This window comes from Paraburkholderia sp., from assembly GCF_035656215.1.
GTDB lineage: Bacteria > Pseudomonadota > Gammaproteobacteria > Burkholderiales > Burkholderiaceae > Paraburkholderia.
This window is the reverse complement of record NZ_DASRSY010000466.1, coordinates 1-20,398: the sequence shown is the minus strand read 5'-3', so window position 1 is coordinate 20,398 and position 20,398 is coordinate 1. Positions and strand designations below refer to the sequence as shown.

Sequence of the window (20,398 nt, the reverse complement as noted above, 5' to 3'; positions counted from 1 at the left end):
CGGTTTCGACGGCCCGATGACCATGCGCACCGCGCTGCAGAAGTCGAAGAACCTCGTGTCGATTCGCATCCTGAACCAGATCGGCACCAAGTACGCGCAGCAATACATCACGCGTTTTGGCTTCGATGCGGATCGTCACCCGGCTTATCTGCCGATGGCGCTCGGCGCGGGTCTCGTCACGCCCTTGCAGATGGCGGGTGCGTTCTCGGTATTTGCTAACGGCGGTTATCGCGTCAATCCGTATCTGATCGCCGAAGTTACCGATCAGCGCGGTATCGTCGTGGCGCACGCGCAGCCGCTGGTGGCCGCGCAGAGTGCGCCGCACGCGATCGAGCCACGCAATGCGTATGTGATGAACAGCCTGCTGCAAAGCGTCGCTCAACGTGGCACGGGGGCCAAGACCAACGTGCTGAAGCGTACCGATCTCGGCGGCAAGACCGGCACGACCAACGATTCGCGGGATGCCTGGTTCGCCGGCTATCAGCACACGCTCACAGCCATCGCCTGGATCGGCTACGACAACCCGCGCAGTCTCGGCGATAAGGAAACCGGCGGCGGCCTCGCGCTGCCGGTGTGGATCGAATACATGGCGCGTGCGCTCAAAGGTGTGCCGGACTACAAGATGCCGATGCCGGACGGCGTGACGGAACTCGGCTCAGAATTGTATTTCGACGACTTCACGCCGGGACACGGTTTCGTTGCGACGGTCGGTATCAGTCAGGCGGCACTGGATGCCGATGCGAGTGGCGCTTCCGCTGCGGCGCCCCAGCAAGTTGGCGAGCAGGAAAAACAGGACATCATGAATCTGTTCCGCGGACATTAAGCGAGGTGTCTCGAAAGAGGCTCCAAAGTCCGTAAAAAAACCGCCGCGCTGAATGCGCGGCGGTTTCGTTTGGACGGTGGCTTTACGCCTCGAAGTGAACCGGCTCACCAGCCTGCTGCGTCGCATACTCCGACAGCGCGGCAAAAAATTCCGTGCCGCTGCGCGTATCACGCCACTCACCGTCGATGAAACGGAAGTGGAAACCACCCGCTTTCGCGGCGATCCAGATCTCGCTCATCGGCGGTTGCAGGTTGACGATGATCTTTGTACGGTTCTCGAATTCGAGGGTCAGGACATTGCCGCTGCGCTCGAGTTCGATGTCGGCTTCCGTGTCGTCGAGCGCGCGTTCGATGGCGGCTAGCGCGGCTTCCGCGCGGGTCAGGTAATCACTATCGGACATGCTAAACTCCATCGATTATTTATTCAGGGACAGTCATGCGAGTCGTATCTCGGATGCGCGCGGGGGCGCCCGGCCGCGCGATTGTAGCGGGTTTAGCCATTCTCGCAGGTTGTGCACTTGCAGGCTGCGGGCAACGTGGTTCGCTCTATTTGCCCACCGTTCCCCCGCTACCGGCCAAGCCGGTCACTCGCACGCAACCGCCGCCGTCAGCTTCATCGGCGGAAGTGACGCCGGGCGCGGAAACCGCAGCCCCGATGGGTGAGGTCCCGGATACTTCGGGCGCGCCGCTCTCGTTGTCGCCGGAAAGCGAACTCGCCGCGCCGCCCGCGTCTGCCGCATCCGCTGCGACACCTGCGCAACCTGCCTCCGCCGCCACTCCCGTTCAATAAGACTTTCGCATGACTCGATCCGCATTTGACTACGTCGACGGCGTGTTGCACGCCGAAGGCGTGTCCGCCGTCTCACTCGCCGAGCAGTTCGGCACACCGCTGTACGTCTATTCGCGCGCCGCGCTCACCGAAGCGTGGAATGCCTACGCAGGCGCTTGCGCCGGCCGCCGTGCGACCGTGCACATCGCTGTCAAGGCCAATAGCAATCTGGCGGTGCTGAACGTATTCGCACGCCTCGGCGCCGGCTTCGACATCGTGTCGGGCGGCGAACTGGCGCGCGTGCTGGCCGCGGGCGGCAAAGCGGAAAACACCGTGTTTTCCGGCGTCGGCAAGCATGCGGACGAAATGCGTCAGGCACTCGTGGCCGGCGTCAAATGCTTCAACGTCGAATCGATTCCCGAGCTCGACCGCCTGAATGCGGTTGCAGCGGAAATGGGCAAAAAAGCGCCCGTTTCGCTGCGCGTGAATCCGGACGTCGACGCAAAAACGCATCCGTATATTTCCACCGGCCTGAAGTCGAACAAGTTCGGCGTTGCGTTCGAAGATGCTCGCGCTACGTATCAAGCCGCCGCGGCGATGACGCATCTCGACGTGGTCGGCATCGACTGCCATATCGGCTCGCAGATCACTGAAGTCTCACCGTATCTGGACGCGGTCGACAAGGTTCTCGAACTGGTCGAACAGATCGAGCAGGACGGCGTGAAGATTCGCCATATCGACGTAGGTGGCGGCCTCGGCATCACGTACGACGACGAAACCCCGCCGGAAATCGGTGACTTCGTGCGCACTGTGCTGGATCGCATCGAAGCGCGCGGTCACGGACATCGCGAGGTGTATTTCGAGCCGGGCCGTTCGCTGGTCGGCAATGCCGGTGTGCTGCTCACGCGCGTCGAGTTTCTGAAGCCAGGCGCGGAAAAGAACTTCGCCATCGTGGATGCCGCGATGACCGATCTCGCACGCCCTGCCATGTATGAGGCGTATCACGCGATCGAGGCGGTCGTTCAGCGTGACGTGCCCGCTCACGTGTACGACGTGGTCGGGCCGGTTTGCGAAAGCGGCGACTGGCTGGGTCGTGAGCGTCTGCTGGCAGTCGAACCGGGTGATCTGCTGGCGATTCGCTCGGCTGGTGCGTATGGCTTTGTGATGAGCTCGAACTACAACACCCGTCCGCGCGCGGCCGAGGTGATGGTTGATCGTACACAGGCGCATGTCGTTCGCGCTCGCGAAGAGGTCAAGCAGCTGTTTGCGGGCGAAACGATCTTGCCGGCGTAAACGTACAGCGCTTAAGCTTCATAAAAAAGGCGATGCCACTTCGGCATCGCCTTTTTCTATTTGCGTGCTGTATCTGGTGATCAGCGCGTTTTCAACCCCCGCTCGCGCAGCCATATGAGCAAACGCCACCCTAACAACGCGACCATGATCGCGCCGTAGATTTTCGGCAAGACCAGATCGTGCTTGCCCGCCTTCATCCACCAGAAGTGCAGGATCGCGAGCGCGCCGATCGCATAGATCGCACGATGCAGCGTCTGCCAGCGGCGTCCAAGTTTGCGCACCATCGCGCGCGGCGACGTGACGGCCAACGCGATCAGCAGCACGAATGCAGCGAAGCCCACGGTGATGAACGGCCGCTTGCCGATGTCCTTGAGAATCGCGGCGACATCGAACCACTTGTCGAACCACAGGTACGTGGTGAAATGCAGCGTCGCGTAGAAGAATGCGTAAAGACCCAGCATCCGGCGGAACCTCACCAATGCTGCGATGCCGGTCAGTCGACGCAACGGTGTGACGGCCAACGTGATGCAAAGAAAGACGAGCGTCCACAGACCCGTCGAGCGCGTAATAAACTCGATCGGATTCGCGCCGAGCCGATCGGTCACACCGAACAGCACGATGCGCGCGAGCGGATACCACGCCGCGATAAACACCGCGATCTTGGCCGGCACGATCCAGCGCGCGCCGCTGGCGGGGCGTTTCGCCATGGTCGACGTCTGCGCGGCTCGCGGCGCTTTGCGTTCGGGTTGAGTAACAGGTTGCGTATCGGAAGCCATGGTTATACCGCTCAAAAATTCTTCTTCAGGTCCATGCCCTGATACAGCGACGCGACCTGGTCGCTGTAGCCATTGAACATCAGCGTCTTACGCTTGGGCGTGAAGAACCCGTCTTCGCCGATGCGTCGCTCGGTCGCCTGGCTCCAGCGCGGGTGATCGACGTTCGGATTCACGTTCGAATAGAAACCGTATTCGTTTGACGCGTACGTATTCCAACTGGTCGGCGGCTGCTTGTCGAGAAAGCGGATTTTTACCAGCGACTTCGCGCTCTTGAAACCGTATTTCCACGGCACCACCACGCGGATCGGCGCACCGTTCTGATTCGGCAACACCTGCCCGTAGAGGCCCATCGTCAGCAGCGTCAGCGGATTCATCGCTTCGTCCATCCGCAGACCTTCGGTGTACGGCCAGTCGAGTACCGGTGTCGATAGACCAGGCATTTGCGACGGATCGGCGAGCGTGATGAACTGCACGTAGCGGGCGTTGCCGGTCGGCTGCACGCGTTTGATCAACTCGGAGAGCGGCACACCGATCCACGGAATCACCATCGACCAGCCTTCGACACAACGCAACCGGTACACACGCTCCTCAAGTGGCGCGAGCCTCAGCAATTCGTCGATGTCATACACCTTCGGATTCTTGATTTCGCCCTCGACACTCACCTTCCACGGATGCGGCCGCAACGTACCGGCGTTGTGCGCCGGATCGGCTTTGTCAGTGCCGAACTCATAGTAATTGTTGTACGTGGTGATGTCCTTGTACGGCGTGATCTTGTCGAGCGCAACGAACTTCGCGTTGGTCCTCGCCGCGAGCTTCTGCGCCTTCGGATCCGGCGATGAATACGCTGCCAGCGCTTCGCCATTCACACCGATCAGACTGCCGAGCGCTAACGCGCCCGCAGTCTGCAACACGCGCCGCCGGTTCTCGAAGATATGCTGTGGCGTGATTTCGCTGCGTGCGATGTCATCGCCGATGAGTTGAATTCTGCCGCTTCGCTTGATCCACATCGTGCTGCTCCTTGCCGGCCCATCAGGTTGTCTATCTTACGGGGCCATATTGATGATCGACTCGTTTAGCCACTCGCCCAGTCATCCGTAGGTACTGCTCTAACGAACACTCTGGATGCAGCGAATATTCCGCCAGGCGTAAAAAAACCGCCGGTGCGAAGCACACGGCGGTTCTTGATCGGCTTAGAACGGCAGATCTTACAGCTTGCCGTAGCTATGCAGCCCCGACAGGAACATATTGACGCCGAGGAACGCGAAGGTCGTCACCAGCAAGCCGGTCAGCGCCCACCATGCCGCCACCGCACCACGCAGACCCTTCATCAAGCGCATGTGAAGCCAGGCCGCGTAGTTCAGCCAGACGATCAGCGCCCACGTTTCCTTCGGGTCCCAGCTCCAGTACCCGCCCCATGCTTCAGCGGCCCACAGCGCGCCAAGGATCGTCGCGATCGTGAAGAACGCGAAACCGACGGCGATCGACTTGTACATCAAGTCGTCGAGCACATCGAGCGGCGGCAGGCGATCTGCCAGCACGCCACGCTCTTTCGCCAGATACGCTACGCCGACCATCGCCGACAGCGCGAAGCTGCCGTAGCCGATGAAGTTAGCCGGCACGTGGATCTTCATCCACCAGCTTTGCAGTGCGGGAACCAGCGGCTGGATCTGCTGTGCGTCACGGGCAACCGAATACCACATCAGGAAGCCGACCGCCGCGCCGATCACCAGCAGCACGAATGCGCCGAGTGCACGCGTGTTGTAGTGCTGCTCGTAGTACAGATAAAACAACGCCGTGATCAGGCTGAACAGCACGAACACTTCGTACAGGTTCGAGATTGGAATATGACCGACGTCCGAGCCGATCAGGTACGACTCGTACCAGCGCACCATCAAACCGACGAAGCCCATCACCACCGCGGCCCACGTCATTTTCGAACCGATCGCGGCACCGGTCGGCGAACGCGACAGCAGGCCGATCCAGTAGAAAACCGTGGCGAACACGAAGAGCGCGCTCATCCACAGGATCGCGGACTGGCTCGACAGGAAATATTTGAGGAAGAACGCGGTATCCGCGCGCGTCAGGTCGCCATGATAGATCTGGATCGCCAGCAACGACAGCGCGGCAATGCCCACCATCAGCGGACGTACCGGCTTCCAGCGCCAGCCCAGTACGATAAACACCGGCACGGCGCAGCACAGCACCAGTTTGTCGTAGTAATTCATGAACGGGTGATAGCGCGACAACGCGAACCCCGCGCCCGCGACCATCACGACGGCGAATAGCCAGTCGACGACACCGAGCCGTTTCAGAAACGGCCGCTCGTCATACTGCGCGACGTTGAGTGTCTCGCTCGCAAACGCCCTGGGGGGCCGCGAGGCTGACGAAGAGGAGGATGAGGAAGTCTGAGTCAAGTCCATGATCTTACCGGGTCGAATCTTGTGAGCTTGCGGACGGCGCGCCGGCATTGCCGGGTTTGTCGGAGGCGCCGGCGGCGTCGGATGCTTCTGTGAGTTTGGCGCCCAGCGCGGCGCCGACAGCGTCACGCGTTTGGACGAACTCCTTTTCGAAATCGAGTGTTTTGCGCGCACTCGACATCGCCATCACGACATTCGTGCCGTGATCGGTATCTTTGAGCCAGAACCAGAGGCGCCGTTCGCGGACGTAGAACATCGAAAAGATGCCTAACACGAGAAGCAGGCTGCCAAGATACACGACTTTTTTGCCCGGCGCGCGCGTCAACTGAAATACCGAAGCTTGCACCTGCTTGAAGGAGTCAAGCTGCAAGTAGACCGGCGATCCATACAAAAAGCTGTCGGATATCGCATTGATCGAGCTTTGGATGAAGCGGCTGGCGTCCGCGTTGGCCTGCGCATCCGGCTCGCCCAGCTGCTCACGCGACAGTTGCCACAGATCCCACGTCGCGCCTTCCAGCATGCGCAGGAGCAGGCCAGCGGCCTTTTCCTGCTCGCCCTTCGGCACCGAATGGTCGATAAAACCGGCAATCGCCTGGAAGCCACCGACGGTCTGGCCGTTCGGCATCTTGATACTGTTGTCCGCACCGGCAAACAGGGTCAGGACACGTAGCGCGCTTTCTTCCAGATGCTGTTGTAGTTCGGTATTCGAACCCGGCACCGAGCGCAGCGCGAACCGGTGGGCGGCCGCTGCGCGCATGGCCGGATTTTCAAGCGTGGCGCGCAGGCTCATCCATTCCTTGACGGTACCACCGGTGTCGGCGGGAATACGCAGGTAGCGGAACGGGTCGTCCGGATTCAGGCGCATGCCGGCGAGGAACATCTTTTCGCCGGCTACGTCCACCGGCAGCATGTAGTTGTTGTACTCGCGCGCCTGGCCGTCCTTGTCACGCACCTTGTACTGCACCGATGGGCCGACGTTATGCAGATCGAGCGGTTTCGAGGTCTTCGCGCCCGAGCCGAGGCGCTCGTCGAACGCTTCTTTCAGTGTGCGATGTGCAGCAACGCCACGAGCATCGGTCTGGCCGCTGCCGTTGGAGACGTTTTCGACGTTGATCGCGCGGAAATCGGTGAATTCGACGGTCTGACCGTCCGCCAACGGCGAGGCCGTGCCCAACGGCGCATTGCCGCCGATCGTGCCGCCGAAGGGCGCGGTCTTCGCGCTTGCACCGGACATCGGGTACGCGGTCATCTGCATCTGCGAACCGCCGTCCTGGAAGCTCGACTGATAAATCGATACACCGTCGTAGGTGAATGGCTTATTCACTTCGACCCGCGCCGGCACGCGCGCGCCGGTCTTATGGTCGACCACGACGATGTCGCTCGCGAACAGCTTCGGCATGCCGGTCGAGTAGTAGTCGACGATGAACTTGTTGAGCTCGATCGAGAACGGCAGATCCTGGATTAGCGAGCCGTCCGGCTGATTCAGAATTGCCGTCGATACATGCTGCCCCTCCGGCACCCACGCGTAACCGCGAAAAGTCGGGTTCGATTGCGACAGACGATGTTCCGGCGGAATGTCGTTGATCACCGTGTTGGCCCGGATCGGCGACTTGTCGAACAGCCACATTTGCAGCTTGATCGGCAGATTGCTGTCGAGCAGACCGCCCAGACAGATCACCACGATCGCAATATGCGCGGAGATGTAGCCGAACTTGGTCAGCGCGCCGCGCTTGGCGGCGATCAGGGTTGCCCCCTCCGACTCACGCGTGACGAACTTGTAGCCAAGCTTGGCCGAGAGTCTGGCGAGCACAGCCGAGGTCTGCGCACGCGTGCCGTGCACTGCGAACTCGCCCTTGTGATGGAACGCGCGCAGGCTGCCTTCGCGTACCTTGTCCTTCCAGCTCTTGACGTCCGCGACCACCTTCGGGGCATTGCGGATCACGCACAGCGACACCGACACCATCAGGAAGCCGAGAATCAGCATGAACCACCACGAGCTGTACACCGTGTACAGACTCAGCGAGCGGAAGATGTCCGCCCAGAACGGGCCGAACTGATTGACGTAGTTGGGATAGGGGTCGTCCTGTGTGAGGACGGTGCCGATGATGCTGGCGATCGACAGAATCACGAGCAGCGCGATGGCGAAACGCATCGAACTCAATACTTCGACGACGCTGCGCGTAATGCGATTGCCTGACTTCGACTGCAAACCCGACGTGGTGACGCTCATTCATACTCCGACTGAACAGCAAAAAAGGGTGAAGGGCTGTCGTAGGCACGACGCCCCCACCCTTTTCTTGTTTTGTACCGGCCTCGCCGGACCGGTTGCCCTTGTGTGCGGACGTCCTAATGCAAGCCCGCGATGTAATCGGCTACAGCCTTGATCTCACTGTCCGACAGACGCGTTGCAATTGCATGCATCGCCTCATTGTTGTTACGTGCGCCCGGACCTTGTGTGAACGCGGTCAACTGCGCCACCGTGTACTCGGCCCACTGTCCCGACAGACGCGGATACTGCGACGGAATCCCTTGACCGGTCGGCCCGTGGCAGCTTGCGCACGCCGGCACGCCCTTGTCCGCAATACCGCCGCGATAAATCTTCTGACCGAGCGGCACGGTATCTTTGTTATGCGCGTAGCCTGGCTTCGGAGTCTGCGTCGAAAAATAGGCAGCCACGTTGGCCACGTCCTGATCGGACAGCGCCGCTGCCATGCCCGCCATGATCGCATTGTTGCGCGCGGGCTGCTTGGCGCCAGGCGGCGTCTTGAAATCCATGAGCTGTTTGACGAGGTACTCTGGATGCTGGCCCGCCAGCTTCGGATAGGCACCGCCGGCACTATTGCCGTCTGCACCGTGACATGACGCGCAAACCTGGACCGCGATTGCCTGCCCCCGATTGACGTCCGGCTTTGCCGGATCTGCTGCTCGTGCCTGAATTGCCAAACCTGAAAGACCTGCCGCTACTTGAAACACCATCAGAGTCTTGCACAGTCGATTCATTCGCACACCCTGTCTCGTCTTGTGGGATTTTAGAGGTTTTGCAAGATACGACAGCGACTGAGTGCCCCCAAAGAGCCGCCCAGGCACGCGGGCTGGCCCCCTCAGGTTTTCAGTAAACCATCGTATTGTACAATAACTCGCTAATCGCTAAGACGCCAGTCGGGCTTGACCCGTCCCCACTCCGGGTTCCCCGGCGTCTCGAATTCCGGCCTGATCATGTCCTTCCTGCTCCACCAATCCCGCTTTTTCACGACAGTCAATCACCTGCGTGATCTGCCGGCCACCGCGCAACCTGAGATCTGCTTTGCCGGACGCTCGAATGCGGGCAAGTCGACGGCCATCAATATTCTGTGCAATCAGAAGCGCCTCGCGTTCGCCAGTAAGACGCCTGGCCGCACGCAGCACATCAATTATTTCTCGGTGGGAAAGGCGGACGAACCGACAGCGCACCTGGTCGACCTGCCGGGCTACGGTTATGCGGAAGTGCCGGGCGCAGCCAAGGCCCATTGGGAAGCGCTGCTCTCCACCTACCTGCAATCGCGCTCGCAATTGCGCGGCATGATCCTGATGATGGACTCGCGCCGCCCGCTGACGGATCTCGACCGGCGGATGATTGAGTGGTTCGCGCCGACCGGCAAGCCGATTCACACGCTGCTGACTAAGTGCGACAAATTGACGCGCCAGGAAAGCATCAACGCCTTGCGTGCAACGCAGAAAGGTTTGGCTGAATATCGCACCGCCGGCTATCAGGGCGAGTTGACCGCACAGCTGTTCTCGGCGCTCAAACGCGTCGGCATCGAAGAAGCGCACGAGCTGATCGAAAGCTGGCTGATCCCCGGCACGAAGGGCGAAACAGACGCTCCGCAGTAACCGCGGGGCTTGTACGAGCCGAGGCAAAAGCACCTTTTCGGCCGTCCATAAAAAAACCCGCCGCTTTAACGGCGGGTCAAACAGCCTAATCGAAAAAAACGACAGGCACCCGCTCAGGGAGGAGAAGCGGGGAGGTCAGCGCAGGGCGCCTTGCTCGATCGGTATGATATACCATTGTCTCGAAAAGTTTCCGGGAGCGGAGGCAGGCGTTACTTGTCCACCCCACACATCCACGTTTCTTCGATTCGTTTATGAGCTTCTACCCGCACTACCGTCCGCGCCGCATGCGCCGTGACGACTTCTCGCGCCGTCTGATGCGAGAAAACATCCTCACCACCAACGATCTGATCTATCCCGTGTTCATCGTTGAAGGTACCAACGTGCGGCAAGCCGTACCGTCGATGCCGGGCGTCGAGCGCGTGTCGGTGGATCTGCTGATGGGCGTGGCCGAGCAATGCGTCGAGTTGGGCGTGCCGGTGCTATCGCTCTTCCCGGCAATCGAGCCGTCCTTGAAGACGCCTGATGGCCGCGAAGCGACCAACGCAGCCGGCCTGATCCCGCGTGCGGTTCGCGAGCTGAAAAAGAACTTTCCCGACCTCGGTGTGCTTACTGACGTCGCGCTCGATCCGTACACGAGCCACGGCCAGGACGGCGTCCTGGACGAAACCGGCTATGTGATCAACGACGAGACCGTCGATATCCTCGTCGAACAGGCGCGCGCGCAGGCAGAAGCGGGCGTCGATATCGTCGCGCCCTCGGACATGATGGACGGCCGCATCGGCGCGATCCGCGAAATGCTCGAGAGCGAGGACCATATCCACACGCGCATCATGGCTTATGCGGCCAAGTTCGCGTCGGCGTTTTACGGCCCGTTCCGCGACGCCGTCGGTTCCGCGACGAACCTCGGCAAGAGCAACAAGATGACCTACCAGATGGACCCGGCCAATTCGGATGAAGCGCTGCGCGAAGTGCAAGCGGACATCGAAGAAGGCGCAGATATGGTGATGGTCAAGCCGGGTATGCCGTATCTGGACATCGTGCGTCGTGTGAAGGACGAGTTCAAGTTCCCGACTTACGTGTACCAGGTGAGCGGCGAATACGCGATGCTGAAGGCAGCCGCACAGAACGGCTGGCTTGATCACGACAAGGCGATGATGGAATCGCTGCTGGCGTTCAAGCGGGCAGGCGCGGATGGTGTGCTGACCTACTTCGCGCTGGATGCCGCGCGAATTTTGCGCTCGCAGAAGTGATTTAACGAGTCGCTTTGCCGGCGACGCCAGTCTTCTGAAAGCTAAAAATAAACGGAGGCCGACTTGAGTCGCGCCTCCGTTTTTTACGCGTGTTCTGGCGTGCGCCTTTTACGGGCGCGTTGGTGCGCGTTTCTTTGCGCGTTCAAGAGGCGAGTCGCTTTGCGTTACGCCCCGGGCGCACTCGCGCGATCGAGGCTGCGCAAAAACTTGTCAGCGGACTCGTATCCGACGACGCGTAACACTTCCTTGCCGCCTTGATCGAAGAAGATGATGCCAGGCGGCCCGAACAGGCTGAAACGCTTGAGGAGCATTTGATCGTCGGCGTTATTCGCGGTGACGTCGGCGCGCAGCAGGTTCATCTGCTTCAACTTCGCCTGGACACGCGGATCGCTGAATGTGAACTTCTCCATTTCTTTGCAGCTCACGCACCAGTCTGCGTAAAAATCGAGCATAGCGGGTTGTGCGGCCGTTTTGACGGCCTCGTCGAGCTCGGTCGAGGAGCGAACCGGGGCGAACGTCAGATCGCCCTGTGGCGCCGTATTCGGCGTATTGGAGGCGTTTGCCACACCAGACTCACCACCAGCGCGCGCGGCCAGGACCGCCAGCGGACGCAGCGGATCGGAGGAGCCCGCAGCCAGACCCACCAGCAGCACCGCAGCCCAGATTGCCAGCGCCGCGCCGATACCACGGCCGAGCCGACGCCACACGGAAGCGCCCACGGCTGGGGCCGAGAAAAAACCGAGTCCAGCGGCCGCGATCAGCAACCACAACGCGCTCAGCAGCATTGTCGGTGTCGCGCCGAGCACCGGCCAGACGATCCACAGGGCCGCAGCAAGCAGCACCACGCCAAAAAACACCTTGACGCCATCCATCCATGCACCGGCGCGCGGCAGCAAGGTACCGGCGCCAAGACCGATGATCAGGAGCGGAACGCCGAGACCGAGTCCCATCGAGAACAGTGCCGCGCCGCCGAGAAAGGCGTCGCCCGTACGTGCGATGAACGCCAGCACGGCAAAGAGCGGCGCGGTCATGCAGGCGCCCACGACTAACGCAGAGAGCGCGCCCATTACGGCCACCCCGGCAAACTTGCCGCCGGAACGCCCGCTCGATGCACGCGACACACCGTCCTGCCAGCGCTGCGGCAACGCGATATCGAAGCCCGCGATCAGGGTCAGCGCAAAAACAGTCAACAGTACGCCGAACGTCCCGAGCACCCACGGGCTCTGCAGCCACGCGCCGAGACTCTGCCCAACGAGCGCCGCTGCAATGCCAAGCGCCGTGTACACAAGCGCCATGCCGATCACGTACGCCAGCGACAACGCGAAGCCGCGGGCACGCGTCACCCGCGCGCCTTCGCCGATGATGATTGCAGACAGGATGGGAATCATCGGATACGAGCACGGCAGCAGACTGAGCACGGCACCGGCCACGAAATAGAGCCCGATGATGGCGAAGAAACCGCCGCCTTGCAGTAGCGACTGCGCATAGTCGGCGCTGGTGGCGCGCTCATACCACGACGCACCGGCTGCCGCGGATTGCTGCGTGGTGGTAGCAGCCGCTGCGCTGCCGGCCGGCTGCAACGCCTCGCCGCTCACGCGGTACACGCGCTCCATCGGCGGGTAGCAGATGCCGGCGTCGGCGCAGCCTTGAGACGTGACAGCGAGATCGAACGGCCCAGCCGCCTGCTTGACGGGAATACGGATCGTCAGCTCATTGCGATAAGTTTCGACGTTCTTGTTGAAGGTCTGATCGAACTTGACGTGGCCTGCCGGCAACTGTGCTTCGCCGATCGTCGCCGTACCGTTACGGGTCGCGAACGCGAAGCGCTCGCGGTACATGTAGTAACCGTCCGCGATCCTGTAAGTGACGTCGACTTCACCCGGTTTCTCGGTTGCGCTGAATTTGAACGCGACGGCGGGGTCGAGGAAGTCGTCCGCAGCGCGGGCAAGCGTGCCGAACTGCGCGAAGATCAGGCAGCCAAGCAGGAAAAGGACTGTGCGCAGGGCATTGCGTGCGCGTCGATTGAGACCGTTAAGACCGTTAAACATGGAGAGGACGTTGGGTTTCAGCAGTGATCCATTGGCCATACGCGGCCGATGCCGTAGCTTGCCACGAGAGGATTTCCGGCGTGTCGTAGGGATGGTGCGCCTGAATGTACTGCTCGAGTTCCAGCGCGCGTGCGCCGCTCGTCTTGAACAGTAACTGAATCTCCTGCGCCACTTCGATCATGCCCTGCCAATGGTAGCTGGACTGCACAGCGCCCAACTGCGTGACGCAGGCGCATAGGCGGGCGGCCAACGCGTCCGCGGCGAGCTTCTGAGCAACGGCGGCGTCGGGTACCGTCGTCAGAATCAAGGTCACATTCACGCTCACAAAGGCTCCGGACAGGCACGATTCAGGTGCCGATATCGTATCACCTAGCCTTGCCATCCCGCCGAGGCGCTCGCGGCAAGGATGCGGCATTTAGCCGCCATGATTGAGTTGCGGGGATGAAATCCGCCGCTATAAACAAAAAAGCCAAGCTTAGTGCCTGGCTTTTTCTTCGATGCTAAAAAGCTTACTCAGCTTCTTGCACTTCAACTTCTTCGACTTCCGGACGGTCCAGCAATTCGACCAGTGCCATCGGTGCGTTATCGCCAACGCGGAAGCCGAACTTCAGGACGCGCAGGTAGCCGCCCGGACGGGTAGCGTAACGCGGGCCGAGAACTTCGAACAGCTTCGTGACCGAGTCACGATCGCGCAGGCGGTTGAACGCCAGACGACGATTTGCCAGCGACGGCTTCTTGCCGAGCGTGATCAGCGGCTCGACGACTTTACGGAGTTCTTTCGCCTTCGGCAGCGTCGTCTTGATGACTTCGTGCTCGATCAACGAGTTGGACATGTTACGGAGCATTGCCAGACGGTGGCTGCTCGTGCGGTTCAGTTTCCGCAGACCATGACGGTGACGCATGTTAATTCCTTTGATTCAAAGTTTTGGTCCAGCTCTTCTATCGCGCTCAATCTACCCTCGGTTTCCCAACGGTGACGAGTGCACGGGCCGGTAGTGAAAAAAGACAAGACGCGGATTTTAAAGGAAAATCCGCGTCTTTGCCAGTGCAGCGGCGGGTCTTATCCCGAGATTACTTCTCGACTTACTTGTCCAATCCTGCCGGCGGCCAGTTTTCGAGTTTCATGCCGAGCGTCAAACCACGCGACGCCAATACTTCCTTGATTTCGTTCAACGACTTGCGACCCAGATTCGGGGTCTTGAGCAACTCGTTTTCCGTGCGCTGGATCAGGTCGCCGATGTAGTAAATGTTCTCGGCCTTCAGGCAGTTCGCGGAACGAACCGTCAGTTCGAGATCATCAACCGGACGCAGCAGGATCGGATCGATCTGCGGCGCACGCGACGGTGCTTCCGCCGTTGCTTCGGTACCTTCCAGTGCAGCGAACACCGACAGTTGATCAACCAGAATACGCGCCGATTGACGGATCGCTTCTTCCGGCGAAATCACACCGTTGGTTTCGATGTTCATCACGAGCTTGTCGAGGTCAGTACGCTGTTCGACGCGCGCGCTTTCTACGGCATAGCTCACGCGGCGAACCGGCGAGAACGACGCGTCCAGCACGATACGGCCGATGATCTTGGCCGACTCTTCGCCGTAACGACGCACATTGCCCGGCACATAACCACGGCCCTTTTCGACCTTGATCTGCACGTCGAGCTTACCGCCCTTCGAGAGATGCGCGATCACGTGATCCGGGTTGATCACTTCGCAATCGTGCGCGAGTTCGATGTCGCCAGCGGTGACAACGCCTTCGCCTTCCTTGCGCAGCGTAACCGTCACTTCGTCACGGTTATGCAACTTGAACACTACGCCCTTCAGGTTCAACAACAGGTTGACCACATCCTCTTGCACACCGTCGAGCGTCGAATACTCATGTACGACGCCTGCGATCGTCACTTCGGTCGGCGCGTAGCCGATCATCGACGACAGCAGCACGCGCCGAAGCGCGTTACCCAAGGTGTGGCCGTAACCGCGTTCAAACGGTTCCATGACCACTTTCGCATGGCTCTCACCAAGCGATTCAACAGCGATGATCTTGGGCTTCAACAAACTGGTTTGCATAGGTTTTCCTTTTCAATACCCTCGGCTCGTTACACCGATAAGGCTGACCGGTAACAACCTGAAAATAAACAGCCGAGACGCCTCCTTGCGCAACGCAATCGAGGTGCCCCGGCCGTTAATCCGATTACCGCGAATACAATTCGACGATCAGGCTTTCGTTGATATCGCCAGCGATGTCGCTACGTTCCGGCTTGCTCTTGAACGTGCCTTCGAACTTCTTCGAATCGACAGCAACCCAGCTCGGCAGACCGCCTTGCTCAGCCAGCGACAGCGCTTCGAGAATACGCGCCTGCTTCTTCTTTTGTTCGCGCACTGTGACGACGTCGCCCGCCTTCACTTGCATCGACGGGATGTTCGACACCACGCCGTTCACCGTGATCGCCTTGTGGCTCACAAGCTGACGCGCTTCAGCGCGCGTCGAGCCGAAGCCCATGCGATACACGACGTTGTCGAGACGCGATTCGAGCAATTGCAGCAGGTTTTCACCCGTGTTGCCCTTCAGGCGGTCGGCTTCAGCGAAGTAACGGCGGAATTGACGCTCGAGGACACCATAGATGCGCTTCACTTTTTGCTTTTCGCGCAGCTGCGTGCCGTAGTCGGACGTACGTGCACCCGACGTGCGGCCGTGTTGGCCAGGCTTGCTGTCAAGCTTGCACTTGTCAGCGAGCGAACGACGGGCGCTCTTCAGGAAGAGGTCAGTGCCTTCACGGCGGGACAGCTTGGCCTTAGGGCCGATATAACGTGCCACGTTGATTCCTTCTATGATTAATCACACGAGTGCATGCACTCGCGCTAGTCCGAACCCTTTGGGTCGAACGGTGGGCTTAGTCAATTCAATAGCGCAAGCAGCCTGTGGTCGCCGGCTTACAACCCCGGCGGCAACAGGCGCTAGCGAAAACAGCGTCTTAGATACGACGACGCTTCGGCGGACGGCAGCCGTTGTGCGGGACCGGCGTCACGTCGGAGATCGCGGTGATCTTGATACCAAGACCATGCAACGCGCGCACCGCCGACTCACGGCCAGGACCAGGGCCCTTGATCCGCACTTCGAGGTTCTTCACGCCGTATTCCATCGCCACGCGGCCAGCCGATTCGGCCGCCACCTGGGCTGCAAACGGGGTCGATTTACGCGAACCCTTGAAGCCCTGACCACCCGACGTTGCCCAAGCAAGTGCATTGCCTTGACGATCAGTGATCGTGATGATGGTGTTGTTGAACGACGCGTGAACGTGAACCACGCCCTCGGCGACGTTCTTCTTGACCTTCTTGCGAACGCGTTGCGCCGCGGAGTTGTTCGAAGCCTTAGCCATTACGTTTTCCTGTAACTGTCAGTTCCGCTTACTTCTTCAGCGATTGCGCTGCACGACGCGGACCCTTGCGCGTACGGGCATTCGTACGCGTGCGTTGACCACGCAGGGGCAAGCCCTTGCGATGACGCACGCCACGGTAGCAGCCGAGATCCATCAGGCGCTTAATGTTCATCGTCGTTTCACGGCGCAGATCGCCCTCAACGATGAACTTGCCGACTTCTTCACGCAGCTTTTCGAGGTCTGCGTCGTTCAGGTCCTTGACCTTCTTCGAAAATGCCACACCAGCAGCGACGCAAATGTCGCGCGAGCGCGTGCGGCCTACACCGTAAATAGCCGTCAGGCCGATTTCGGTATGCTGGTGATTCGGGATGTTAACCCCTGCGATACGAGCCATTGTTTTTCCTCAAACAAAAAGCGCAGCAAAAAGCGCGGCGTTCAGCCTTGACGCTGTTTGTGGCGCGGATCAGAGCTGCAAATCACGCGCACAACGCCTTTGCGCTTGATGATCTTGCAATTGCGGCAAATGCGCTTAACCGATGCCATCACTTTCATGATATTACCCTTTTTTCAAATCACTTCGCCCGGAACACGATCCGCGCACGCGACAGATCGTAAGGCGTCAATTCAACCGTTACCTTATCGCCCGGCAAGATTCGGATGTAGTGCATCCGCATCTTGCCGGATATGTGTCCCAATACGACATGGCCGTTTTCCAGCTTCACCCTAAAGGTAGCGTTAGGCAGGTTTTCGATGACTTCACCCTGCATCTGGATAACATCGTCTTTGGCCATAAGTCCTTTCAACGCATCGGGACGCCGCCGCCTTTGAAGTTAGCTTTCTTCAGCAGCGATTCATACTGTTGCGACATAACGTACGACTGCACCTGCGCCATGAAATCCATTGTGACGACGACAATGATCAGCAGCGACGTTCCACCAAAATAAAACGGCACGTTCCAGCGCAGTACCAAAAATTCAGGCAGCAGACAAACAAACACGATGTAGATCGCACCAGCCAGCGTCAGACGCGTCAGGATGCGGTCGATGTACCGCGCGGTTTGATCGCCCGGGCGGATGCCTGGGACGAAAGCGCCACTCTTTTTCAGGTTGTCGGCCGTTTCCCTGCTGTTGAACACCAGTGCGGTGTAAAAGAAGCAGAAGAAGACGATCGCCAACGCGTACAGCAACACGTACACGGGTTGACCGGGCTTAAGAGCTTCGGCCACGTTGTGCAACGTGTCTGCGAACCAGCTGGCACGCGACCCCGAACTAAACCAGTTCAGGATGGTTGCCGGGAAGAGAATGATCGACGATGCAAAGATCGGCGGAATCACGCCCGACATATTCAACTTCAGCGGCAGATGCGAAGACTGGCCGCCGTAAATCTTGTTACCGACTTGCCGCTTGGCGTAATTCACAAGAATCTTGCGCTGGCCGCGTTCAATGAACACCACCAGATACGTCACACCGGCAATCAGCGCGACCACGATAATCGCCGAGATGATGCTCATCGAGCCGGTTCGCACCAATTCGAAAAGACCACCGATTGCGTTCGGGAAACCCGCCGCAATACCGCCGAAAATGATGATCGAGATACCGTTGCCAAGCCCGCGTTCCGTGATCTGCTCACCCAGCCACATCAGGAACATCGTGCCGGTCACCAGCGTCACGACCGTCGTCAACCGAAATACCATTCCCGGATCGATCACCAGGCCCGGCTGATTTTCCAGTGCGACGGCAATGCCGAACGCCTGGAACGTTGCCAGCAGGACCGTAAAGATACGCGTGTACTGCGTAATCTTCCGTTGACCTGCCTGCCCTTCCTTTTTCAGCGCTTCCAGCTGCGGCGAGACAATCGCCAGCAACTGCATGATGATCGACGCCGAAATGTACGGCATGATCCCAAGCGCAAAAATCGTGAACCGCGAAAGTGCGCCACCCGAGAACATGTTGAACATGCCAAGGATGCCGCCCGACTGGCTTTGGAACAACTTTGCCAGCTGGTCCGGGTCAATACCCGGCACCGGAATGTGCGCGCCGATACGGTAGACGATCAACGCCAGCAGCAGGAACACTGCACGCCGACGCAGATCGCCAAATTTCGCCGCGCTGCGACCGGGTTTTGCGAGACTCGGACTGTTAGCCAAGTACCTTCTCCGATGCAAATGCTAGTGACGGCAAATAACTTGCTCGTTACTCGGCAAAAGAGCCGCCGGCTGCTTCAATAGCAGCGCGCGCACCCTTCGTCGCACCCAGACCCTTCACAACGACCTTGCGCTTCAGCTCGCCCGTCGCGATGATCTTGGCACTCTTGATCAGCTCGCCGAGCAGGCCGGCTTGCTTCAGAGCCAACAAATCGATTTCGTCGACCGGCAGCTTTTCCAGATCAGAGAGACGCACTTCACCAACGAATTCCTTCGTCAGCGAGGTGAAGCCACGCTTCGGCAGGCGACGTTGCAGCGGCATTTGACCGCCTTCGAAGCCAACCTTGTGAAAGCCGCCCGAACGCGACTTCTGACCTTTGTGACCACGGCCAGCAGTTTTGCCCAGACCGGAGCCGATACCACGGCCGACGCGACGCTTAGCGTGCTTCGAGCCTTCAGCCGGCTTCAGGTTATTCAATTCCATTATCAACTCCTTGAGTCCTGGTCAGCCGCTTAGCTGATGACCTTAACGAGGTACGAAACCTTGTTGATCATGCCGCGCACAGCCGGCGTGTCCTGCAACTCGCTAACCGAGTTGAGTCGGCGCAAGCCCAAGCCACGCACCGTTGCACGGTGCGTTTCACGAGTGCCAATCAGGCTCTTGACGAGCTGGACCTTGACAGTTTTATCAGACATGGTGTCCACCTTAGCCCAGAATATCTTCGACGGACTTGCCGCGCTTCGCCGCAATGTCGCCCGGCGTGGACTGCTTGCGCAGACCGTCGAGCGTTGCACGAACGAGGTTGTACGGATTCGTCGAACCGTGGCTCTTCGCCACAACGTTTTGAACGCCCATCACGTCGAACACTGCGCGCATCGGGCCGCCAGCGATCACGCCCGTACCGTCCTTCGCCGGAGCGAGGAGGACTGCGGATGCGCCGTGCTTACCGTGCACTTCGTGTTGCAACGTACCGTTCTTCAGCGGCACCTTGAACATGTTGCGACGAGCTTGTTCCATTGCCTTTTGAACAGCAACCGGAACTTCCTTCGCTTTGCCCTTGCCCATGCCGATGCGGCCATCGCCGTCGCCAACCACGGTCAGTGCGGCGAAGCCGAGAATCCGGCCACCCTTCACGACCTTGGTCACGCGGTTGACCGAAATCATTTTTTCACGAAGGCCGTCGTCGCGTTCGTCAGCCTGAACTTTCGCTTGCATCTTTGCCATGACGAATTCTTCCCTTAGAACTTGAGTCCAGCTTCGCGCGCCGCATCAGCCAGCGCTTTCACGCGGCCGTGGTAACGGAAACCTGAACGGTCAAAGGCGACGGATTCGATGCCGGCAGCCTTAGCCTTTTCTGCAATGCGCTTACCGATCAAGGTCGCAGCATTGACGTTGCCGCCCTTGCCCGACTTGTCGGCCAATTCGGCACGCACTTCAGCTTCGAGCGTCGACGCGCTTGCCAACACCTTGGTGCCGCATGCCGAGAACACTTGCGCATAGATATGCGTGTTCGTGCGATGCACAGCCAGACGTGCGACCTGCAGCTCAGCGATCTTGACGCGCGTCTGTTTAGCGCGGCGCAGGCGAGATTGAGTCTTATCCATGATTGCGCACCCTTACTTCTTCTTCGTTTCTTTG

The 20,398-nt window shown here is 59.7% G+C and carries 25 protein-coding genes; 5 read left to right on the top strand and 20 right to left on the bottom strand.

Annotation, left to right across the window (positions count from 1 at the left end; genetic code table 11):
- On the top strand, positions 1-823 hold an 823-nt coding region (locus VFE81_RS27460; RefSeq protein ID WP_325047584.1), incomplete at its 5' end, for a penicillin-binding transpeptidase domain-containing protein.
- 82 nt (positions 824-905) lie between these two features.
- Here the strand turns inward: VFE81_RS27460 and cyaY are convergent.
- Positions 906-1,223, bottom strand: coding sequence for an iron donor protein CyaY (cyaY, locus tag VFE81_RS27455; protein WP_054036574.1), 318 nt, complete (start codon positions 1,221-1,223; stop codon positions 906-908).
- A gap of 35 nt (positions 1,224-1,258) precedes the next feature.
- On the opposite strand from cyaY, the gene lptM reads away from it, so the two are divergent.
- Positions 1,259-1,612 (top strand): LPS translocon maturation chaperone LptM, encoded by a 354-nt coding sequence (lptM, locus tag VFE81_RS27450; protein WP_325047583.1) that lies wholly within the window; start codon positions 1,259-1,261, stop codon positions 1,610-1,612.
- 9 nt (positions 1,613-1,621) lie between these two features.
- A complete protein-coding gene (gene lysA, locus VFE81_RS27445; RefSeq protein WP_325047582.1) occupies positions 1,622-2,884 on the top strand; it encodes a diaminopimelate decarboxylase in 1,263 nt (420 codons plus the stop codon).
- Between the two features lie 80 nt (positions 2,885-2,964).
- On the opposite strand, the gene msrQ is transcribed toward lysA, so the two are convergent.
- From msrQ to VFE81_RS27420, 5 genes are all read right to left on the bottom strand, one after another.
- Positions 2,965-3,660: a protein-methionine-sulfoxide reductase heme-binding subunit MsrQ gene (msrQ, locus tag VFE81_RS27440; RefSeq protein ID WP_325047581.1), complete on the bottom strand. Its 696-nt coding sequence runs from the start codon at positions 3,658-3,660 to the stop codon at positions 2,965-2,967.
- A gap of 11 nt (positions 3,661-3,671) precedes the next feature.
- Positions 3,672-4,667, bottom strand: a complete 996-nt coding sequence (gene msrP, locus VFE81_RS27435) for a protein-methionine-sulfoxide reductase catalytic subunit MsrP (protein WP_325047580.1) — start codon at positions 4,665-4,667, stop codon at positions 3,672-3,674.
- A 198-nt stretch (positions 4,668-4,865) separates the two neighbouring features.
- A complete protein-coding gene (ccsB, locus tag VFE81_RS27430; protein ID WP_325047579.1) occupies positions 4,866-6,080 on the bottom strand; it encodes a c-type cytochrome biogenesis protein CcsB in 1,215 nt (404 codons plus the stop codon).
- A 4-nt stretch (positions 6,081-6,084) separates the two neighbouring features.
- Positions 6,085-8,307 carry a cytochrome c biogenesis protein ResB gene (locus tag VFE81_RS27425; protein ID WP_325047578.1) on the bottom strand — a complete coding sequence of 741 codons (2,223 nt, stop codon included), beginning with the start codon at positions 8,305-8,307 and terminating at the stop codon, positions 6,085-6,087.
- Between the two features lie 116 nt (positions 8,308-8,423).
- Positions 8,424-9,077 (bottom strand): c-type cytochrome, encoded by a 654-nt coding sequence (locus VFE81_RS27420; RefSeq protein WP_325047586.1) that lies wholly within the window; start codon positions 9,075-9,077, stop codon positions 8,424-8,426.
- Between the two features lie 216 nt (positions 9,078-9,293).
- Between VFE81_RS27420 and yihA the strand changes: the two genes are divergently transcribed.
- Together yihA and hemB are read left to right on the top strand one after the other, a co-directional pair.
- The gene (gene yihA, locus VFE81_RS27415) at positions 9,294-9,947 is read left to right on the top strand and encodes a ribosome biogenesis GTP-binding protein YihA/YsxC (RefSeq protein ID WP_325047577.1); all 654 of its coding nucleotides are present in this window, start codon (positions 9,294-9,296) and stop codon (positions 9,945-9,947) included.
- 251 nt (positions 9,948-10,198) lie between these two features.
- Positions 10,199-11,197 carry a porphobilinogen synthase gene (hemB, locus tag VFE81_RS27410; protein WP_325047576.1) on the top strand — a complete coding sequence of 333 codons (999 nt, stop codon included), beginning with the start codon at positions 10,199-10,201 and terminating at the stop codon, positions 11,195-11,197.
- Between the two features lie 164 nt (positions 11,198-11,361).
- Here hemB and dsbD read toward each other — a convergent pair whose 3' ends face one another.
- From dsbD to rplR, 14 genes are all read right to left on the bottom strand, one after another.
- Positions 11,362-13,245 carry a protein-disulfide reductase DsbD gene (gene dsbD, locus VFE81_RS27405; RefSeq protein ID WP_325047575.1) on the bottom strand — a complete coding sequence of 628 codons (1,884 nt, stop codon included), beginning with the start codon at positions 13,243-13,245 and terminating at the stop codon, positions 11,362-11,364.
- On the bottom strand, positions 13,238-13,570 hold the full coding sequence (gene cutA / locus VFE81_RS27400; RefSeq protein WP_414695671.1) for a divalent-cation tolerance protein CutA: 333 nt from the start codon (positions 13,568-13,570) through the stop codon (positions 13,238-13,240). Before cutA ends, dsbD begins: the two co-directional genes overlap by 8 nt.
- Before the next feature lie 184 nt (positions 13,571-13,754).
- A complete protein-coding gene (rplQ, locus tag VFE81_RS27395) occupies positions 13,755-14,147 on the bottom strand; it encodes a 50S ribosomal protein L17 (protein ID WP_006052227.1) in 393 nt (130 codons plus the stop codon).
- Positions 14,148-14,328: 181 nt separating this feature from the next.
- Positions 14,329-15,306 (bottom strand): DNA-directed RNA polymerase subunit alpha, encoded by a 978-nt coding sequence (locus VFE81_RS27390; protein WP_006052226.1) that lies wholly within the window; start codon positions 15,304-15,306, stop codon positions 14,329-14,331.
- A gap of 124 nt (positions 15,307-15,430) precedes the next feature.
- Positions 15,431-16,054, bottom strand: a complete 624-nt coding sequence (rpsD, locus tag VFE81_RS27385; RefSeq protein WP_325047573.1) for a 30S ribosomal protein S4 — start codon at positions 16,052-16,054, stop codon at positions 15,431-15,433.
- 157 nt (positions 16,055-16,211) lie between these two features.
- Positions 16,212-16,616 (bottom strand): 30S ribosomal protein S11, encoded by a 405-nt coding sequence (rpsK, locus tag VFE81_RS27380; protein ID WP_006052224.1) that lies wholly within the window; start codon positions 16,614-16,616, stop codon positions 16,212-16,214.
- Between the two features lie 28 nt (positions 16,617-16,644).
- Entirely contained in the window at positions 16,645-17,010 is a 366-nt protein-coding gene (rpsM, locus tag VFE81_RS27375; protein ID WP_012434566.1) for a 30S ribosomal protein S13, read from the bottom strand.
- A gap of 41 nt (positions 17,011-17,051) precedes the next feature.
- The gene (gene rpmJ / locus VFE81_RS27370) at positions 17,052-17,168 is read right to left on the bottom strand and encodes a 50S ribosomal protein L36 (protein WP_004199844.1); all 117 of its coding nucleotides are present in this window, start codon (positions 17,166-17,168) and stop codon (positions 17,052-17,054) included.
- A gap of 20 nt (positions 17,169-17,188) precedes the next feature.
- Positions 17,189-17,407, bottom strand: coding sequence for a translation initiation factor IF-1 (gene infA / locus VFE81_RS27365; protein WP_004521905.1), 219 nt, complete (start codon positions 17,405-17,407; stop codon positions 17,189-17,191).
- Between the two features lie 8 nt (positions 17,408-17,415).
- Complete coding sequence (gene secY, locus VFE81_RS27360) at positions 17,416-18,762, bottom strand: preprotein translocase subunit SecY (protein ID WP_115781220.1); 1,347 nt, start codon at positions 18,760-18,762, stop codon at positions 17,416-17,418.
- Between the two features lie 46 nt (positions 18,763-18,808).
- Complete coding sequence (rplO, locus tag VFE81_RS27355; protein ID WP_074281990.1) at positions 18,809-19,243, bottom strand: 50S ribosomal protein L15; 435 nt, start codon at positions 19,241-19,243, stop codon at positions 18,809-18,811.
- Between the two features lie 29 nt (positions 19,244-19,272).
- Positions 19,273-19,455, bottom strand: coding sequence for a 50S ribosomal protein L30 (rpmD, locus tag VFE81_RS27350; protein ID WP_007180126.1), 183 nt, complete (start codon positions 19,453-19,455; stop codon positions 19,273-19,275).
- A 10-nt stretch (positions 19,456-19,465) separates the two neighbouring features.
- A complete protein-coding gene (rpsE, locus tag VFE81_RS27345) occupies positions 19,466-19,984 on the bottom strand; it encodes a 30S ribosomal protein S5 (RefSeq protein WP_007180127.1) in 519 nt (172 codons plus the stop codon).
- A 14-nt stretch (positions 19,985-19,998) separates the two neighbouring features.
- Positions 19,999-20,364, bottom strand: coding sequence for a 50S ribosomal protein L18 (gene rplR, locus VFE81_RS27340; protein WP_325047572.1), 366 nt, complete (start codon positions 20,362-20,364; stop codon positions 19,999-20,001).
- Between the last annotated feature and the right edge of the window lie 34 nt (positions 20,365-20,398).

What these genes read in the sequence shown, in the direction of transcription:
- cyaY (WP_054036574.1), bottom strand. Translation starts at nt 1,223, where the DNA reads ATGTCCGATAGTGATTACCTGACCCGCGCGGAAGCCGCGCTAGCCGCC.
- lptM (WP_325047583.1), top strand. Translation starts at nt 1,259, where the DNA reads ATGCGAGTCGTATCTCGGATGCGCGCGGGGGCGCCCGGCCGCGCGATT.
- lysA (WP_325047582.1), top strand. Translation starts at nt 1,622, where the DNA reads ATGACTCGATCCGCATTTGACTACGTCGACGGCGTGTTGCACGCCGAA.
- msrQ (WP_325047581.1), bottom strand. Translation starts at nt 3,660, where the DNA reads ATGGCTTCCGATACGCAACCTGTTACTCAACCCGAACGCAAAGCGCCG.
- msrP (WP_325047580.1), bottom strand. Translation starts at nt 4,667, where the DNA reads ATGTGGATCAAGCGAAGCGGCAGAATTCAACTCATCGGCGATGACATC.
- ccsB (WP_325047579.1), bottom strand. Translation starts at nt 6,080, where the DNA reads ATGGACTTGACTCAGACTTCCTCATCCTCCTCTTCGTCAGCCTCGCGG.
- VFE81_RS27425 (WP_325047578.1), bottom strand. Translation starts at nt 8,307, where the DNA reads ATGAGCGTCACCACGTCGGGTTTGCAGTCGAAGTCAGGCAATCGCATT.
- VFE81_RS27420 (WP_325047586.1), bottom strand. Translation starts at nt 9,077, where the DNA reads ATGAATCGACTGTGCAAGACTCTGATGGTGTTTCAAGTAGCGGCAGGT.
- yihA (WP_325047577.1), top strand. Translation starts at nt 9,294, where the DNA reads ATGTCCTTCCTGCTCCACCAATCCCGCTTTTTCACGACAGTCAATCAC.
- hemB (WP_325047576.1), top strand. Translation starts at nt 10,199, where the DNA reads ATGAGCTTCTACCCGCACTACCGTCCGCGCCGCATGCGCCGTGACGAC.
- dsbD (WP_325047575.1), bottom strand. Translation starts at nt 13,245, where the DNA reads ATGTTTAACGGTCTTAACGGTCTCAATCGACGCGCACGCAATGCCCTG.
- rplQ (WP_006052227.1), bottom strand. Translation starts at nt 14,147, where the DNA reads ATGCGTCACCGTCATGGTCTGCGGAAACTGAACCGCACGAGCAGCCAC.
- VFE81_RS27390 (WP_006052226.1), bottom strand. Translation starts at nt 15,306, where the DNA reads ATGCAAACCAGTTTGTTGAAGCCCAAGATCATCGCTGTTGAATCGCTT.
- rpsK (WP_006052224.1), bottom strand. Translation starts at nt 16,616, where the DNA reads ATGGCTAAGGCTTCGAACAACTCCGCGGCGCAACGCGTTCGCAAGAAG.
- rpsM (WP_012434566.1), bottom strand. Translation starts at nt 17,010, where the DNA reads ATGGCTCGTATCGCAGGGGTTAACATCCCGAATCACCAGCATACCGAA.
- rpmJ (WP_004199844.1), bottom strand. Translation starts at nt 17,168, where the DNA reads ATGAAAGTGATGGCATCGGTTAAGCGCATTTGCCGCAATTGCAAGATC.
- infA (WP_004521905.1), bottom strand. Translation starts at nt 17,407, where the DNA reads ATGGCCAAAGACGATGTTATCCAGATGCAGGGTGAAGTCATCGAAAAC.
- rplO (WP_074281990.1), bottom strand. Translation starts at nt 19,243, where the DNA reads ATGGAATTGAATAACCTGAAGCCGGCTGAAGGCTCGAAGCACGCTAAG.
- rpmD (WP_007180126.1), bottom strand. Translation starts at nt 19,455, where the DNA reads ATGTCTGATAAAACTGTCAAGGTCCAGCTCGTCAAGAGCCTGATTGGC.
- rpsE (WP_007180127.1), bottom strand. Translation starts at nt 19,984, where the DNA reads ATGGCAAAGATGCAAGCGAAAGTTCAGGCTGACGAACGCGACGACGGC.
- rplR (WP_325047572.1), bottom strand. Translation starts at nt 20,364, where the DNA reads ATGGATAAGACTCAATCTCGCCTGCGCCGCGCTAAACAGACGCGCGTC.